General features: G+C 62.5%; 10 protein-coding genes and 2 tRNA genes. 9 read left to right on the forward strand and 3 right to left on the reverse strand.

What is annotated here, in order from left to right; translation table 11 throughout:
- Window positions 1-142 precede the first annotated feature (142 nt).
- Window positions 143-1,819 (forward strand): NAD+ synthase, encoded by a 1,677-nt coding sequence (locus M9924_14690; protein MCO5065645.1) that lies wholly within the window; start codon window positions 143-145, stop codon window positions 1,817-1,819.
- Window positions 1,820-1,893: 74 nt separating this feature from the next.
- Entirely contained in the window at window positions 1,894-3,267 is a 1,374-nt protein-coding gene (gene gltX, locus M9924_14695; protein ID MCO5065646.1) for a glutamate--tRNA ligase, read from the forward strand.
- Between the two features lie 271 nt (window positions 3,268-3,538).
- Here gltX and M9924_14700 read toward each other — a convergent pair whose 3' ends face one another.
- Entirely contained in the window at window positions 3,539-5,860 is a 2,322-nt protein-coding gene (locus M9924_14700; protein MCO5065647.1) for an NADP-dependent malic enzyme, read from the reverse strand.
- Between the two features lie 215 nt (window positions 5,861-6,075).
- Here M9924_14700 and gcl point away from each other — a divergent pair, with 215 nt between their 5' ends.
- The 3 genes from gcl to M9924_14715 are packed head-to-tail and all read left to right on the forward strand — an operon-like array spanning window position 6,076 to window position 9,564.
- Window positions 6,076-7,857 carry a glyoxylate carboligase gene (gcl, locus tag M9924_14705; GenBank protein ID MCO5065648.1) on the forward strand — a complete coding sequence of 594 codons (1,782 nt, stop codon included), beginning with the start codon at window positions 6,076-6,078 and terminating at the stop codon, window positions 7,855-7,857.
- Between the two features lie 16 nt (window positions 7,858-7,873).
- Window positions 7,874-8,665, forward strand: coding sequence for a hydroxypyruvate isomerase (hyi, locus tag M9924_14710; GenBank protein ID MCO5065649.1), 792 nt, complete (start codon window positions 7,874-7,876; stop codon window positions 8,663-8,665).
- A complete protein-coding gene (locus M9924_14715) occupies window positions 8,665-9,564 on the forward strand; it encodes a 2-hydroxy-3-oxopropionate reductase (GenBank protein MCO5065650.1) in 900 nt (299 codons plus the stop codon). Before hyi ends, M9924_14715 begins: the two co-directional genes overlap by 1 nt.
- 2 nt (window positions 9,565-9,566) lie before the next feature.
- On the opposite strand, the gene M9924_14720 is transcribed toward M9924_14715, so the two are convergent.
- Window positions 9,567-10,415, reverse strand: coding sequence for an RNA methyltransferase (locus M9924_14720; GenBank protein MCO5065651.1), 849 nt, complete (start codon window positions 10,413-10,415; stop codon window positions 9,567-9,569).
- A gap of 228 nt (window positions 10,416-10,643) precedes the next feature.
- Between M9924_14720 and M9924_14725 the strand changes: the two genes are divergently transcribed.
- Both M9924_14725 and M9924_14730 read left to right on the forward strand, forming a co-directional pair.
- Window positions 10,644-10,728: transfer RNA gene (locus M9924_14725), tRNA-Tyr, on the forward strand.
- Window positions 10,729-10,747: 19 nt separating this feature from the next.
- Window positions 10,748-10,821: transfer RNA gene (locus M9924_14730), tRNA-Gly, on the forward strand.
- 108 nt (window positions 10,822-10,929) lie between these two features.
- Here the strand turns inward: M9924_14730 and ald are convergent.
- Window positions 10,930-12,048 carry an alanine dehydrogenase gene (ald, locus tag M9924_14735; protein MCO5065652.1) on the reverse strand — a complete coding sequence of 373 codons (1,119 nt, stop codon included), beginning with the start codon at window positions 12,046-12,048 and terminating at the stop codon, window positions 10,930-10,932.
- Window positions 12,049-12,200: 152 nt separating this feature from the next.
- On the opposite strand from ald, the gene M9924_14740 reads away from it, so the two are divergent.
- Entirely contained in the window at window positions 12,201-12,683 is a 483-nt protein-coding gene (locus M9924_14740) for an Lrp/AsnC family transcriptional regulator (protein ID MCO5065653.1), read from the forward strand.
- 123 nt (window positions 12,684-12,806) lie between these two features.
- Window positions 12,807-14,759, forward strand: a complete 1,953-nt coding sequence (locus M9924_14745; protein ID MCO5065654.1) for a polysaccharide biosynthesis protein — start codon at window positions 12,807-12,809, stop codon at window positions 14,757-14,759.
- Window positions 14,760-14,823: the final 64 nt, after the last annotated feature.

Genomic DNA, 14,823 nt, shown 5'->3' on the forward strand with positions numbered 1-14,823 from the left:
TCCATTGCGGCTGTAGCTGCGCTCATAGCGCAAGGCGCAGCCCGGATACACAGCGAAGTCGAAAAAAATCCCGCTGTTTGGTATCTACAACCTGACGGCTGCACCATTGCAGGCGAAATGCTGAGCCGCTAAATCGCTACCCATGACCAAAGCTCCCGACGTTCTTCGCATCGCCGTTGCCCAGCTCAACCCCACGGTGGGCGACGTGTCGGACAATCTCGCCAAGGCGCGCGCCGCGCGGGCTGAAGCCGCAAGGCATGGCGCGGACCTCGTGCTTTTCACCGAGCTTTTTATTGCAGGCTATCCACCTGAGGACCTCGTGGTGCGTCCCGCCTTCCTCAAGGCGTGCGAGAAAGCCGCAAACGAGATTGCCGCCGACACGGCGGACGGCGGGCCGGGCATCGTGATCGGCACGCCGCTCAAGCGCAAGAGCGGTCGCCACAACGCAATCATCGTGGCCGATGGCGGCAAGATCGTCGCCGAGCGTTTCAAGCTCGACCTGCCGAACTATGGCGAGTTCGACGAGAAGCGCGTGTTCCAGCCCGGACCGGACATGCCGGGGCCGGTGAATTTTCGCGGCGTGCGGCTCGGCGTGCCGATCTGCGAGGACATCTGGGGCGACCTCGGCGTGTGCGAGACGCTGGCGGAAAGCGGGGCGGAAATTCTGCTGGTGCCGAACGGCTCGCCATACTACCGCGCGAAGGTCGATGTGCGCCAGCAGATCGTCATCCGGCAGGTGATCGAGACGGGATTGCCGATGCTCTACGCCAACCAGCTTGGCGGACAGGACGATCTCGTGTTCGACGGAGCGTCCTTCGCCATCAACGCCGACAAGACTCTCGCTTTCCAGATGAGCCAGTTCGAGGAAACGATCGCGGTCACCACGTGGAAGCGGGTGGGCGAGGGCTGGACTTGCGTGGACGGCCCGATGTCGCGGCTGCCGGAGCCCGAGGAGGGCGACTATCGCGCCTGTATGCTCGGCCTGCGCGACTATGTGAACAAGAACAGCTTCAAGGATGTGGTGCTCGGCCTTTCGGGCGGCATCGATTCCGCCATCTGCGCCGCGCTTGCCGTCGATGCACTGGGCGAGGAGCGGGTGCGCTGCATCATGATGCCCTATCACTATACTTCGAAGGATTCGCTCAAGGACGCCGAGGATTGCGCGCGTGCGCTGGGCTGCGCCTATGATGTGGTACCGATCTTCAAGCCCGTGGAAGGCTTCCTTGAAGCGCTCGGGCCGCTGTTCGAGGGCACCAAGGAGGGTATCACTGAGGAGAATTTGCAGAGCCGCGCGCGCGGCACAATCCTGATGGCGGTATCCAACAAGTTCGGCTCGATGGTCGTCACCACCGGCAACAAGTCGGAAATGTCGGTCGGCTATGCGACGCTCTATGGCGATATGAATGGCGGCTTCAACCCGATCAAGGACCTCTACAAGATGCAGGTCTATGCGCTTTCGCGGTGGCGCAACGATCATGTTCCGCCCGGCGCGCTCGGACCTTCGGGCGAGGTCATTCCGAAGAACATCATCGACAAGGCGCCGTCCGCCGAATTGCGACCCAACCAGACAGACCAGGATTCGCTGCCGCCTTACCCGGTGCTCGACGCCATTCTGGAGGGGCTGGTTGAAGGCGAGCTTGGCGTTGACGACATCGTCGCGCAGGGGTTCGACCGCGCCACCGTCGAGCGGGTAGAGCATCTGCTCTACATCGCCGAATACAAGCGCAGGCAGGCGGCACCTGGCGTGAAGATCACGAAGAAGAATTTCGGGCGCGATCGCCGCTATCCGATCACCAACCGGTTCAGGGACAGGCAGTGAGCGACCGGCATTGCATGTGCACGCGGACCATGGCCGACCTTGCAAAGGCTGACCGCTTGAATTAGTCGAACCTCATGACTGTTACCGTTCGTTTCGCGCCGTCTCCAACCGGCTACATCCATATCGGCAATGCGCGCACCGCGCTGTTCAACTGGCTGTTTGCGATGCAGAAGGGCGGCCAGTTCATCCTGCGCTTCGACGATACGGACACCGAACGCTCGCGGCAGGAATATGCGGACGCCACGCAATACGACCTGCACTGGCTGGGCATTTTTCCGGACAAGCAGAAATATCAGTCGCGCCGCTTCGATATATATGCCGATGCCGTCGACACGTTGAAGGCAAAGGGGCTGCTCTATCCGTGCTACGAAACGGAGGAGGAGCTTGAATTGCGGCGCAAGATTCGCCGCTCCCGGAAAATGCCGCCGGTCTATGGCCGTGAGGCGCTGGTTCTGTCCGACAAGGAAAAGGCCGAATACGCCGCCGAGGGCCGCAGGCCGCACTGGCGCTTCCTGCTTCCGAACTATGCCTCCGATCCGCTGGAGCCGCGCCACACCAAGATCTCATGGGAAGATATCATCAAGGGCAAGCAGACGGTTGACCTCGCTTCGCTCTCCGACCCCGTTCTGGTGCGCGAAGACGGAACCTATCTCTACACGCTGCCCTCCGTGGCCGACGATGTCGATCTCGGCATCAGCCATGTCATACGCGGCGATGACCATGTGACGAACACCGGCGTGCAGATCGAAATATTCAAGGCGCTTGGCGCCGAGCCGCCGGTCTTTGGCCACCACAACCTGCTGACCACCGCGTCCGGCGAGGGTCTGTCAAAACGCAGCGGTGCACTTTCCATCGGCGGATTGCGCGAGGACGGCGTTGAGCCGATGTCGATCGCTTCGCTCGCGGTCCTGCACGGCACCTCGGAAAATGTGGTGCCCTGCGGCACGATGGCCGAGCTCGCGCAGCATTTCGATCTCGCGACGGTTTCGAAGTCCTCCGCCAAGTTCGACCCGGACGAGCTGGTCACGCTCAACCGGGCGATCCTGCATCATATGGATTTCAGCGATGCGCAGGACAGGCTCGGCGCACATGGCGTGTCGGGCGAGCGCGCCGAGGAATTCTGGAACGTGGTGCGCGGCAATCTCGACCGGTTGCAGGATGCAGCCGGCTGGTGGCGCATCGTGCGCGACGGCCCTCACGAAAAGCCCGAACTCAGCGATGCCGATGCGGAATTCGTGCGCGCGGCCTTCGACCTGCTGCCGCCGGAGCCGTGGGACCAGACCACGTGGAAGACGTGGATTGCTGCCGTTCGCGAAGGCACCGGGCGCAAGGGCAAGCAGCTTTTTACGCCGTTGAGGGTTGCGATCACGGGCCGCGAATCCGGCCCCGAACTCGCCGACCTGCTGCCGCTGATCGGCTATGACGGGATGATGGCGCGGCGACCCTGAAGGGCGCACCTGCCAGGCGCTTTTTCGCGCTTGGGGTCGATATTCTTTCCCCCACTCCGTCTCCGCTTTGCGGATCCACCTCTCCCCCACTTCGCAGGGGAGAGGAAGGGAGCCTGCCATCTCCACCGCACCCTTCCTCACCCCCCACTTTGTGGGGGAGAGGTGGATCCGCGAAGCGGAGACGGAGTGGGGGCAGCTACTTCTCACATGCAGCGAACCGGAGTGGGCGCAGCCACATTCCCCGCCACCACCGATCTACATTCTCCGGTCGCTATATCCCCGGCAGCGAAGCTTCGGCCTTCTGTGCGGCTTCGGCAACGGCGAGCGCCGTCATGTTGACGATGCCGCGAGACGTGACGGAGGGCGTGAGGATATGCGCGGGCTTGTTTGTGCCGAGCAGGATCGGCCCGACATGCAGCGCATCCATCATCTGCTTGACCGTCGAAAGCGCGATGTTCGCCGAATCGAGGTTCGGAAAAACAAGCAGGTTCGCTTCACCCTTGAGCTTGGAGTGCGGGTAGACGCGTTGGCGCAGCGCTTCCGAAAGTGCTGAATCGCCGTGCATTTCGCCGTCGCAGTCGAGGTCGGGCGCAAGCCGTTTCAATATGTCCGCCGCCTCGCGCATCTTCATCGCACTGGGCGAATCGCGTGAGCCGAAATCCGAATGCGAGAGCAGGGCGGCCTTGGGATGGATGCCAAACCGCCGGATTTCCTCCGCCGCCAGAACGGTCATTTCCGCAATTTCCTGCGCAGACGGATCGACCGTCACATAGGTGTCCGTGAAGAACGTCACACCCCGCTGCGAGATCAGCATGGAAAGGGCCGAAAGGTCCTTGTCCTTGATGCCGGGACGGGTGCCTACGATCAGGCGCACATTGCGCAAGTGCCGCTCGAACCGGCCTTCCAGCCCGCCGATCATGGCGTCCGCGTCGCCGCGCCGGAGAGCAAGCGCTGCAATCACCGTATTGTCGGTGCGCACCATGGTGCGCGCTCCTTCGGTGGTGACGCCGCGACGGCCCGCCGCTTCCACAAGCTCGTCCACATAGTGACGGTAGCGCGGATCGTCCTCGGGGTTGATGAGTTCGAAATCCGTGCCCGCTTTGATCCTCAACCCGTAGCGCTTGCAGCGAACCTTGATGACATGCGGACGACCGATGAGGATGGGCTCCGCCAGGCCTTCCTCGATCACCACCTGCGCCGCGCGCAGCACGCGCTCGTCCTCGCCATTGGCATAGATGACGCGCTTGACGTTCGACGCCTTGGCGACGGAGAAAATCGGCTTCATGACCAGCCCGGAGCGGAACACGAACCGCGTCAGCCGGTCCATATAGGCGTCCATGTCGGCAATCGGGCGCGCCGCGACCCCGGTTTCCGCAGCAGCGCGCGCGACGGCGGGCGCAATGCGCAGGATGAGCCTTGGATCGAACGGCGAGGGGATAAGGTAGTTCGGTCCGAATGTCGGGGTTTCGCCCGAATAGGCCCGCGCCGCCACGTCGGAAGGTTCCTCGCGCGCCAGCCCGGCAATCGCGCGGACTGCCGCCATCTTCATTTCCTCATTGATAGCGCTCGCCCCGCAGTCCAGTGCGCCCCGGAAAATATAGGGAAAGCAGAGCACATTGTTGACCTGGTTGGGAAAATCGGAGCGGCCCGTGCAGATCATGGCGTCGTGGCGGGCGGCGCGCGCCACCTCAGGCATGATTTCCGGCGTCGGGTTCGCCAGCGCCAGGATAAGCGGGTTTTTGGCCATGCCGGCCAGAAGTTCCGGTTTGAGAACGCCCGCCGCCGAGAGGCCGAGGAACACGTCCGCCCCTTCGATGACATCGGCCAGCACGCGCTTGTCGGTGTCCTTCACATAGGGGTCTTTCCAGCGGTCCATCTCTTCGGTGCGGCCTTTGTAGGCAACGCCGAAGCGGTCGGTGACCCAGATGTTATCGATGCGGGCGCCGAGAGAGACAAGCAGGTTGAGGCACGCCAGCGCCGCCGCACCCGCGCCCGAACTGACGATCTTGACCTTGCCGATGTCCTTGCCCGCGAGTTCCAGCGCATTGAGCACGGCAGCGGCAACGATGATCGCGGTTCCATGCTGGTCGTCGTGAAAGACGGGTATCTTCATCCGCGCCTTCAGCCGTTCCTCGACCTCGAAGCACTCAGGCGCCTTGATGTCCTCAAGGTTGATGCCGCCGAAGGTAGGCTCGAGTGCTGCGACCGTGCTCACCATCGTGTCGATTTCCGGCGCGTCGATCTCGATGTCGAACACGTCGATTCCGGCGAATTTCTTGAACAGGACCGCCTTGCCCTCCATCACCGGCTTTGAGGCGAGCGGCCCGATATTGCCGAGGCCGAGGACAGCCGAGCCGTTGGAGACCACGCCGACGAGGTTGGCGCGGGCGGTGTACTCGGCGGCAAGCGCGGGATTGTCGTGGATTTCGAGGCAGGGCGCGGCAACGCCCGGCGAATAGGCGAGCGCAAGGTCACGCTGGTTGCCCAGTGGCTTGGTCGCCTGGATCTCCAGCTTTCCCGGAACGGGATATTTGTGAAAGAAAAGAGCGGCTTCTTCGAGGTCGCTGTGTTTTTGCCTGATCTCGCCGGACATGCGTGTTCCTCCGGGCCGTTTCGTCTTGCTGACGATGGCCTTTATCATCCCGAAAGAGCAAGAAAGCGGTTGCGCCGCAACCCCTAACCTCAAGGTCGGGAGGGGCGAATTGACAAGAAAATCTTGAAAATGAAACAGCATTTAACCCGGTTGTCGTTGAAGGGGGCCTGCGCGACGCTTGAGGCCATCCCGAATTCCGGCGTTAGGAGGAAGCCATGGCGCGCATGCGGGCAGTCGATGCAGCGGTTCTCGTTCTCGAAGCGGAAGGCGTGCAATGCGCCTTTGGTGTGCCGGGCGCGGCCATCAATCCATTCTATTCGGCCTTGAAGGGCAGGGGTAGCATCCGCCACATCCTGGCGCGGCACGTCGAAGGCGCGTCACATATGGCCGAGGGCTATACGCGTGCAAAGGCAGGCAATATCGGCCTGTGCATCGGCACGTCCGGCCCGGCGGGAACGGACATGATCACCGGCCTCTATTCCGCCTCGGCGGATTCCATCCCGATTCTCTGCGTCACCGGGCAGGCGCCGCGTGCACGCCTGAACAAGGAGGATTTCCAGGCGGTCGACATCCCGGCCATCGCTGCGCCCGTCACCAAATGGGCGGTAACCGTCATGGAGCCGTATCTGGTGCCGATGGCTTTCCAGAAGGCGTTTCACCTCATGCGCTCGGGCAGGCCCGGCCCTGTCCTGATCGACCTGCCCATCGACGTACAGATGGCTGAAATCGAGTTCGACATCGACAGCTATGAGCCGCTGCCGATTGCGCGGCCCGCGATGACGCGCGCTCAGGCGGAAAAGACCCTTAGCATGTTGAACGAAGCCGAGCGTCCGCTGATCGTCGCCGGCGGCGGCATCATCAACGCGGATGCGCAGGACCTGCTGACCGAATTTGCCGAAATCGCCGGCATCCCGGTCATTCCGACGCTGATGGGCTGGGGCGCGATCCCGGACGACCATCCGCTGATGGCGGGCATGTGCGGCCTGCAAACCTCGCAGCGCTACGGCAATGCCAACATGCTGGCGTCCGACTTTGTGCTGGGCATCGGCAACCGCTTTGCCAACCGTCACACAGGCTCCGTCGAGAAATACACCGAGGGCCGGAGATTCGTGCACATCGACATCGAGCCGACGCAGATCGGTCGGGTGTTCGCGCCAGACCTTGGCATTGCCTCCGATGCGGGAGCTGCGCTCAAGATGCTGCTCGACGTCGCTACCGAATGGAAGGCTGCCGGACGCCTGCGGGACTGGAGCGGTTGGGTCGGCGACTGTCAGGATCGCAAGAAGGCGCTCAAGCGCAAGACCCATTTCGACAATGTGCCGCTCAAGCCGCAGCGTGTCTATGAGGAGATGAATAAGGCGTTTGGCCGTGACACAACCTATGTCACCACCATCGGGCTGAGCCAGATCGCAGGCGCGCAGTTCCTGCATGTCTACAAGGCGCGCAACTGGATCAATTGCGGACAGGCCGGGCCGCTCGGCTGGACCCTGCCCGCCGCGCTCGGCGTGCGTGCCGCGCGTCCCGACGCCGACATCGTGGCGCTGTCGGGCGACTACGATTTCCAGTTCATGATCGAGGAGCTTGCCGTCGGCGCACAGCACAAGCTGCCTTACATCCATGTTCTCGTGAATAATGCCTATCTTGGCTTGATCCGTCAGTCGCAGCGCGGCTTCAACATGGATTTCCAGGTCGACCTCGCCTTTGAGAACATCAATGCGGGGGACGACGCGGAAGCGGGCTACGGCGTCGATCATGTCGCAGTGGCCGAGGCGATGGGCTGCAAGGCGCTGCGCGTGCGCAGGCCGGAAGATTGCGCGGCGGCTTTCCGGGAAGCGCGGCGGCTCGTCAGGGAACATCAGGTTCCGGTGGTTATCGAGTTCATCCTTGAGCGCGTGACCAACATTTCGATGGGCACGGAAATAGATAATATCGTCGAGTTCGAGGAACTGGCGGAGCGCAACGAGGACGCGCCCACCGCCATCATGATGCTCGACTGAAAAAGGGAAGCAATACATGCCAAAATTCTCGGCAAATCTTTCGATGCTTTTCGGCGAGCACGATTTTCTCGACCGTTTCGACGCCGCCGCGCAAGCCGGTTTCAAGGGTGTCGAATATGTCGGGCCATATGACCATTCGCCCGAAATCGTGGCCGAACGGCTGAAGCGCAACGGGCTGACGCAGGTGCTGTTCAACCTGCCGCCGGGCGATTGGGCGGCTGGCGAGCGCGGCATTGCGGTGCTGCCGGATCGCATCGACGAATTTCGCAGGAGCGTGGACACCGCGATCACCTATGCGAAAGCGCTCGGCTGCAATCAGGTGAATTGCCTTGCAGGCATTGCGCCGGCGGGAATCGATGCATCCCTTCTTGAAAACGTCTTTGTCGAGAACCTTCGCTACGCAGCCCCGAGGCTGAAAGAAGCGGGTATCCGCCTGCTGATCGAGCCGATCAACACGCTCGACATTCCCGGCTTTTTCCTGAGGACCAGCCGTCAGGCGCTGGGTTTGATGGACAAGGTCGGGTCCGACAACCTCTACCTGCAATACGACATCTATCACATGCAGATCATGGAGGGCGACCTCGCGCGCTCGCTAGAGAAGCACCTGTCGCGCATTGCCCATATCCAGATCGCCGACAATCCCGGACGTCACGAGCCGGGCACGGGAGAAATCAACTATCCCTTCCTCTACGCGCATCTCGACCGCATCGGCTATTCCGGGTGGATCGGGGCCGAATATAAGCCGAAGAGCGGCACAGTCGAGGGGCTGGGCTGGTTCCGGGACGTGGCAGGAAAGGCGGCTGCGTGATGGCGACGCGTAAGGAAACCATCGGATTCATCGGCCTCGGCATCATGGGCGGCCCGATGGCCGGCCATCTGCTCGACGCGGGCTATCGCGTCGTCACGTCCGATCATCGCGGCAAGCCGCGCGCCGACCTCTTGGCAAAAGGGCTGGAGGCCGTGACCGGCAACAAGGCGGTCGCGCAGGCGGCGGATATTGTCATCACCATGGTGCCCGACACGCCCGATGTCGCCGACGTTCTGTTTGGCGGCGAGGACAGTCTGTCCGCCGGTCTCGCGACGGGTAAGCTCGTCATCGACATGAGTTCGATTTCGCCCATCGAGACGAAGGTCTTTGGCGGGAAGGTCGAGGCATTGGCTGCGGATTATCTCGATGCGCCGGTTTCCGGTGGAGAGGTCGGCGCAAAGGCCGCCAGCCTTTCGATCATGTGCGGCGGCAGGTCGGACGTGTTCGAGCGCGCGCTCCCCGTGCTCGAAAAGATGGGCAAGAACATCACGCTGGTCGGGCCGGTCGGGGCAGGGCAGACGGCCAAGGTCGCCAACCAGATTGTCGTCGCGCTGACCATCGAGGCGGTTGCGGAAGCGCTGGTCTTTGCCGCCAAGGCGGGCGCGGACCCAGCAAAGGTGCGACAGGCGCTGATGGGCGGGCTGGCCACATCGCGCATCCTGGAGGTGCACGGCGAACGCATGATCAAGCGCACCTTCGATCCCGGTTTCCGCATTGACCTGCACCGCAAGGATTTGAATCTTGCTCTGGAGGGCGCGCGTTCGCTTGGCGTGGCGCTGCCGAACACATCGACCACGCAACAGCTTTTCAATGCCTGCGCGGCCAATGGCGGCGGCAGGGACGATCATTCAGGGTTGGTGAAGGCGCTGGAATTGATGGCCGGTCACACGGTGGCGTAGCGCTAGGCTGAGGCAAGATGCTTCCGCGCCGCGTAGAGCGCGACTGCGGCAGCGTTCGATACGTTCAGCGAACGGATCGCGCCCGGCATGTCGAGCCGCGCCAGCGCCGAGACTGTCTCGCGCGTCTTTTGCCGCAGGCCCTTGCCCTCGGCGCCGAGCACAAGCGCGATCTTGCCGCCCGCAAAGGTCTCTTCCAGCTCCCCAGGACCGTCGGAATCGAGCCCGATCGTCTGGAAACCGGAGTCGTGCAGCGCTTCCAGCGCCTCGGCCAGATTGCGCACCTCGATGTGGTCGATATGTTCGAGCGCCCCGGAAGCAGCCTTGGCGAGCACACCGCTTTCCTGCGGACTGTGGCGCGCGGTGGTGATGAGCGCGCCCGCGCCGAAGGCAACCGCCGAGCGCATGATCGCGCCGACATTGTGCGGGTCGGTGACCTGATCGAGCACCAGCAGCAGGGGCGAAGAGCCAAGCTCTTCCAATCGTTTCGGTTGCAGCGGGCGGGCTTCCACCAGCGCGCCTTGATGCACGGCATCGCTGCCGGTCACGCGGTCGATCTCGCGCGGATCTACCATGCTGACCTCGAAGGGCAGGGCGGATGGATCGTCCAGCCCGAGCCGCTCCAGCGCGTTGCGCGTGACCATCATGCGCTCGATTCGGCGTCGAGGATTGGCGATAGCCTCCCGCACCGAATGCAGCCCGTAAATGTGGACCAGCCCGGTCGGTACCGGCCCGCCGGGAACGGCGGCGCGCGCCCGGTGCGGCTGCTGGCCGCCGGTCTCGGCGCGATGCTTGCGCCGCAGCCGCGCATAGTGGCTGTCCTTGGGTGTTCCGGACTTCTTGTCGTCGCTCATGCCGTTTGCTTCCTGATTGGCCGAACGCTGTATCAGTTTCGGGCGAAATGGCTACACGCGCGGCGGTTCGATTGGAACGAATATCGCCATTCGCTGAAAATAGGCGACGAATATGTGCTGCCGTGGTTGACACGCATATACGCAGTCGCCATAAGGCGCTTCGCGTCGTGGCCGAGGTCGGATCACGATGCATGACGTGCCTCGTCGCATGGCTCCGGAAGACAGTATGGAGGGGTGCCCGAGTGGTTAAAGGGGACGGACTGTAAATCCGTTGGCTTAGCCTACGTTGGTTCGAATCCAACCCCCTCCACCACTGTCGCGCCGGATGCCAGGCGGGTGTAGCTCAATGGTAGAGCAGCAGCCTTCCAAGCTGAATACGAGGGTTCGATTCCCTTCACCCGCTCCAACTTCCTTCCCGAATTTTCCTTTTCATTGAGCTGCTTGGCGCGCTTTGCTCGCGCACGAAAAACCCGCCTGCGGTAAGCAGGCGGGCGCAATATGCGTCGTGCTCTGCTCAGGCAGCGGCGAGCACGGCCTTCGGCTCGACCGCCTCGTAGCCGAGCGCTTCGGCAACCGCGCGATTTGTGATGCGGCCCTTGTGGACATTCAGGCCGTTGCGCAGGTTCTGGTCGTCGAGGATCGCCTTGATGCCCTTGTCGGCGAGCTGCAATCCATAGTGCAGCGTCGCGTTGTTCAGCGCGTGAGCGGAGGTCACGGGAACCGCGCCCGGCATGTTGGCGACGCAATAGTGGATGATGCCGTCGACCTCATAGGTCGGTTCGGCATGGGTCGTCGCATGCGAGGTCTCGAAGCAGCCGCCCTGGTCGATTGCGACATCGACCAGCACCGCGCCCTTCTTCATTCCGGAAAGCATTTCGCGGGTCACGAGCTTGGGCGCGGCCGCACCGGGGATGAGCACGGCTCCAACGACGATGTCGGCGGAGAAGCATTCTTCCTCCAGCGCCTCAACCGTTGAATAGCGCGTGTGCACGCGCCCGTTGAAAATGTCGTCGAGCTGCCGCAGGCGCGGAATGGAGCGGTCGAGAATGGTGACATCGGCTCCAAGGCCGGCAGCCATCTTGGCCGCGTTGAGGCCGACGACCCCGCCGCCGACAACAGTGACCTTGCCCGGCAAAACGCCCGGAACGCCGCCGAGCAGCACGCCGCGACCGCCATTCGCCTTCTGCAGCGCGGTTGCGCCCGCCTGGATCGCCAGCCGGCCGGCGACCTCCGACATCGGGGCCAGCAGCGGCAGGCCGCCGCGATCGTCGGTCACGGTCTCATAGGCAACAGCGGTCACACCGGAATCGATCAGGCCTTTCGTCTGCTCCGGGTCGGGAGCGAGATGGAGATAGGTATAAAGAATCTGCCCTTCGCGAAGCTGAACCCATTCGCCCGGCTGCGGCTCCTTGACCTTCACGATCATGTCCGAGCGGGTGAAGATTTCCTCCGCCGTCTTGGCGATTGCGGCGCCCGCCGCACGGTAAGCGTTGTCATCGGCACCGATGCCGGCGCCAGCGCCGGTCTGAACGATCACCTCGTGCCCATGCGCAACATATTCGCGCACCGCACCGGGCGTCAGACCGACGCGATATTCATGGTTTTTGATTTCTTTCGGGCACCCAATTCGCATGTCGCTCTCCTGTGGCTTCTCGCCTGCTTTCCCAGAATAGGCGCATTAGACCACAGAAGGCATCGAAGGTCTTTGCGAAGTCAGTTGCAGAACGGGCTAATATTCGTTATTCCTTGCGTGAAACTGGCTCTTTTTCGAATAACATTCGACGAATGACATTGGATAAGCTCGATATCGCAATTTTGGATGCGCTTCAGTCCGACGGGCGGCTGTCGAACGCAGCGCTCTCCGAGCGTGTCGGACTTTCGCAATCGGCCTGCTCGCGTCGCCTCGACATCCTTGAAAAAAGCGGTGCGATCCGCGGCTATCATGCGCGCCTGTCGAATGCGGCGCTCGGCTACGGGACGACGGCGATCGTGCACATCTCGCTTGCGGGCCAGTTCGAGAAATCGCTCGCCGAGTTCGAGGCGGCGATCCGGCGCTGCCCGAATGTGCTGTCCTGCCATCTCATGTCGGGTGAATACGATTATATCCTGCGCATCGCCGTGAAAGACCTGCAGGACTATGAGCGCATCCATAAGGAATGGCTTTCGGCCATGCCGCACGTCACCAAGATCAATTCGTCTTTCGCGCTGCGCGAGGTTATCGACCGGACGACGGTCGGAATGAAGCCGGAGGTCGGCCGACTGGAATAGGACACAATCTCAGGTAACACTACCGCATCCCCGGGGGCTGCATCCTGTGGTAGACCTTGAAGTAGTATATTGTTGAGCGCTTAAACAAGGTATATTGGTCCGCCAGATCAGACAGGCAGGCATATGTTGAAGCTATACCAATATGTTCGGCAGCGGGGCTGGCTGCAATATCTCAGCTTCGGGCATGATCTGGTCGTTGCGGCGATTGCGTTCGTGGCTGCATTCGCTGTTGCCTACAACACCAACTACCTGTCCTGGATTCCGAGCTTCCCGCAGAAGGTGGCGGCGTTTGTCGGCTTGAGCGCCATTTGCATTTATGTGTTCCGGATCAACCGCACCTCGTGGCGCTATGTCTCGATCCCGGACCTGCTGGAGATCATCAAGGCGGTGATCGTGGCCGTCGCCATCTACACGGTCGGCGCATTCCTCGTGTCTCGCGGCCAGAACGTGCCGCGCTCCGTGCCGGTCCTGACCACGTTTTTCATGATCGGCGGCATGGCCGCCTCGCGCTTTGCATATCGGCTGCTCGTCGAGCGCATGGCAATGCCCTCCGCGATCCTGCGCGACCGGCGCAATCCGCGCGCCGTCATCCTGCTCGGAATGACCGACGAGGCGGAGAGCTTCATCCGGTCCACCCGGCGTTCCAGCGGAAGCAATTTCAAAGTGCTGGCCATCGTGGACGACGGGCTTTTCGCCAAGGGCCGCATCGTGCAGGGCGTCAAGGTGCGCGGAAAGCTTTCCGATCTGGAGGCGATCCAGTCGCTGCTGAAGGCGCGCGGCAAGGCCGCCACGGACCTCATCATCGCGGACCCCAATCTCTCCCGCAAGCGTCTCGGCGAGATTGTCGAGGCGGGAACGGCGGCCGGATTGAAGGTGATGCGGCTGCCTGACCGCACCTCCGCGACGGTGCTGACGAGCGACCAGCTTCTGGAGCCAAAGGAAATCGAACTTGGCGACCTGCTCGGTCGCCCGGAGATCAGGACCGACCTCGAGGGCGTGTCCGCCATGATCAACGGGCGCATCGTTCTGGTGACGGGAAGCGGCGGGTCCATCGGGTCGGAACTGTGCCGTCAGATCGCGATGCTTGGGCCCCAATCGCTTATCATTACCGACAATTCCGAGTTCCTGCTCTACAATCTCGACACCGAGCTTCGGGACCGCCATCCGCAATTGTCGGTCGTGGCGCGCATTCTGGACGTGCGCGACCGTGCGCGCGTCAACCGCATCTTCGAGGAGTTCCAGCCGCAGATCGTCTTTCATGCGGCGGCCCTCAAGCATGTGCCGCTCGTCGAGGACAATCCGCTCGAAGCGCTCAAGACCAACCTGCTGGGAACGCGCAACGTCGCCGACGCGGCGCATGCCAACAGCGCGCTTTCCTTTGTCATGATTTCGACCGACAAGGCCGTGAACCCGACCAATGTCATGGGCGCCACCAAGCGCGCGGCGGAATCCTATTGTCAGGCGCTCGATGTCGCGAGCGACAAGACGAGCTTCAAGACCGTGCGCTTCGGCAACGTGCTCGGCTCGAACGGGTCGGTGGTGCCGCGCTTCAAGGAGCAGATCGCGGCGGGCGGGCCGGTGACGGTTACGCACCCGGACATCATCCGCTTCTTCATGACCATCCCGGAAGCGGTGCGCCTGGTGCTGAACGCCTCGTCGCATGCCATGCACCGCGCCAATGATCGCGGCAAGATCCTTGTGCTGGACATGGGCAAGCCGGTGCGCATCCTGCATCTGGCCGAGCGCATGATCCAGCTTGCGGGCTACAAGCCCTATTCGGATGTCGACATCGTTTTCAGCGGCTTGCGCCCGGGCGAGAAGCTCTATGAAGAGTTGTTCGACAAGTCCGAGGTGCGTGAGGAGGTGCCGCATGACGGCTATTTCGTCGCCTCACCGCGCATGATCGACCACGCGCTGCTCAACAAGTCCATAGCCGAGATGGAGGCCGCGCTTGCACGCGAGGACGGCGAGCGCGCCATCCTGATCCTGCACCATGTGGTCCCGGAATTTGCCGAGCGTCGCGAGGTCTCGCTACCCCCCGCCGATCTCACCTTGCGCGCCGAAGCCGAAAGCTGAGCCAGGTTCGGTCCCTGACCAAAGCGATTTCCTAGACAGGCATAGAGCGGGCCGCTAAGAAGCA

Source organism: Rhizobiaceae bacterium, from assembly GCA_023953835.1.
Taxonomy (GTDB): Bacteria; Pseudomonadota; Alphaproteobacteria; order Rhizobiales; family Rhizobiaceae; genus Mesorhizobium_G.

Bases quoted from the DNA above. Each gene is read 5' to 3' on its own strand.
- M9924_14690 (MCO5065645.1), top strand. From the start codon at position 143: ATGACCAAAGCTCCCGACGTTCTTCGCATCGCCGTTGCCCAGCTCAAC.
- gltX (MCO5065646.1), top strand. From the start codon at position 1,894: ATGACTGTTACCGTTCGTTTCGCGCCGTCTCCAACCGGCTACATCCAT.
- M9924_14700 (MCO5065647.1), bottom strand. From the start codon at position 5,860: ATGTCCGGCGAGATCAGGCAAAAACACAGCGACCTCGAAGAAGCCGCT.
- gcl (MCO5065648.1), top strand. From the start codon at position 6,076: ATGGCGCGCATGCGGGCAGTCGATGCAGCGGTTCTCGTTCTCGAAGCG.
- hyi (MCO5065649.1), top strand. From the start codon at position 7,874: ATGCCAAAATTCTCGGCAAATCTTTCGATGCTTTTCGGCGAGCACGAT.
- M9924_14715 (MCO5065650.1), top strand. From the start codon at position 8,665: ATGGCGACGCGTAAGGAAACCATCGGATTCATCGGCCTCGGCATCATG.
- M9924_14720 (MCO5065651.1), bottom strand. From the start codon at position 10,415: ATGAGCGACGACAAGAAGTCCGGAACACCCAAGGACAGCCACTATGCG.
- ald (MCO5065652.1), bottom strand. From the start codon at position 12,048: ATGCGAATTGGGTGCCCGAAAGAAATCAAAAACCATGAATATCGCGTC.
- M9924_14740 (MCO5065653.1), top strand. From the start codon at position 12,201: ATGACATTGGATAAGCTCGATATCGCAATTTTGGATGCGCTTCAGTCC.
- M9924_14745 (MCO5065654.1), top strand. From the start codon at position 12,807: ATGTTGAAGCTATACCAATATGTTCGGCAGCGGGGCTGGCTGCAATAT.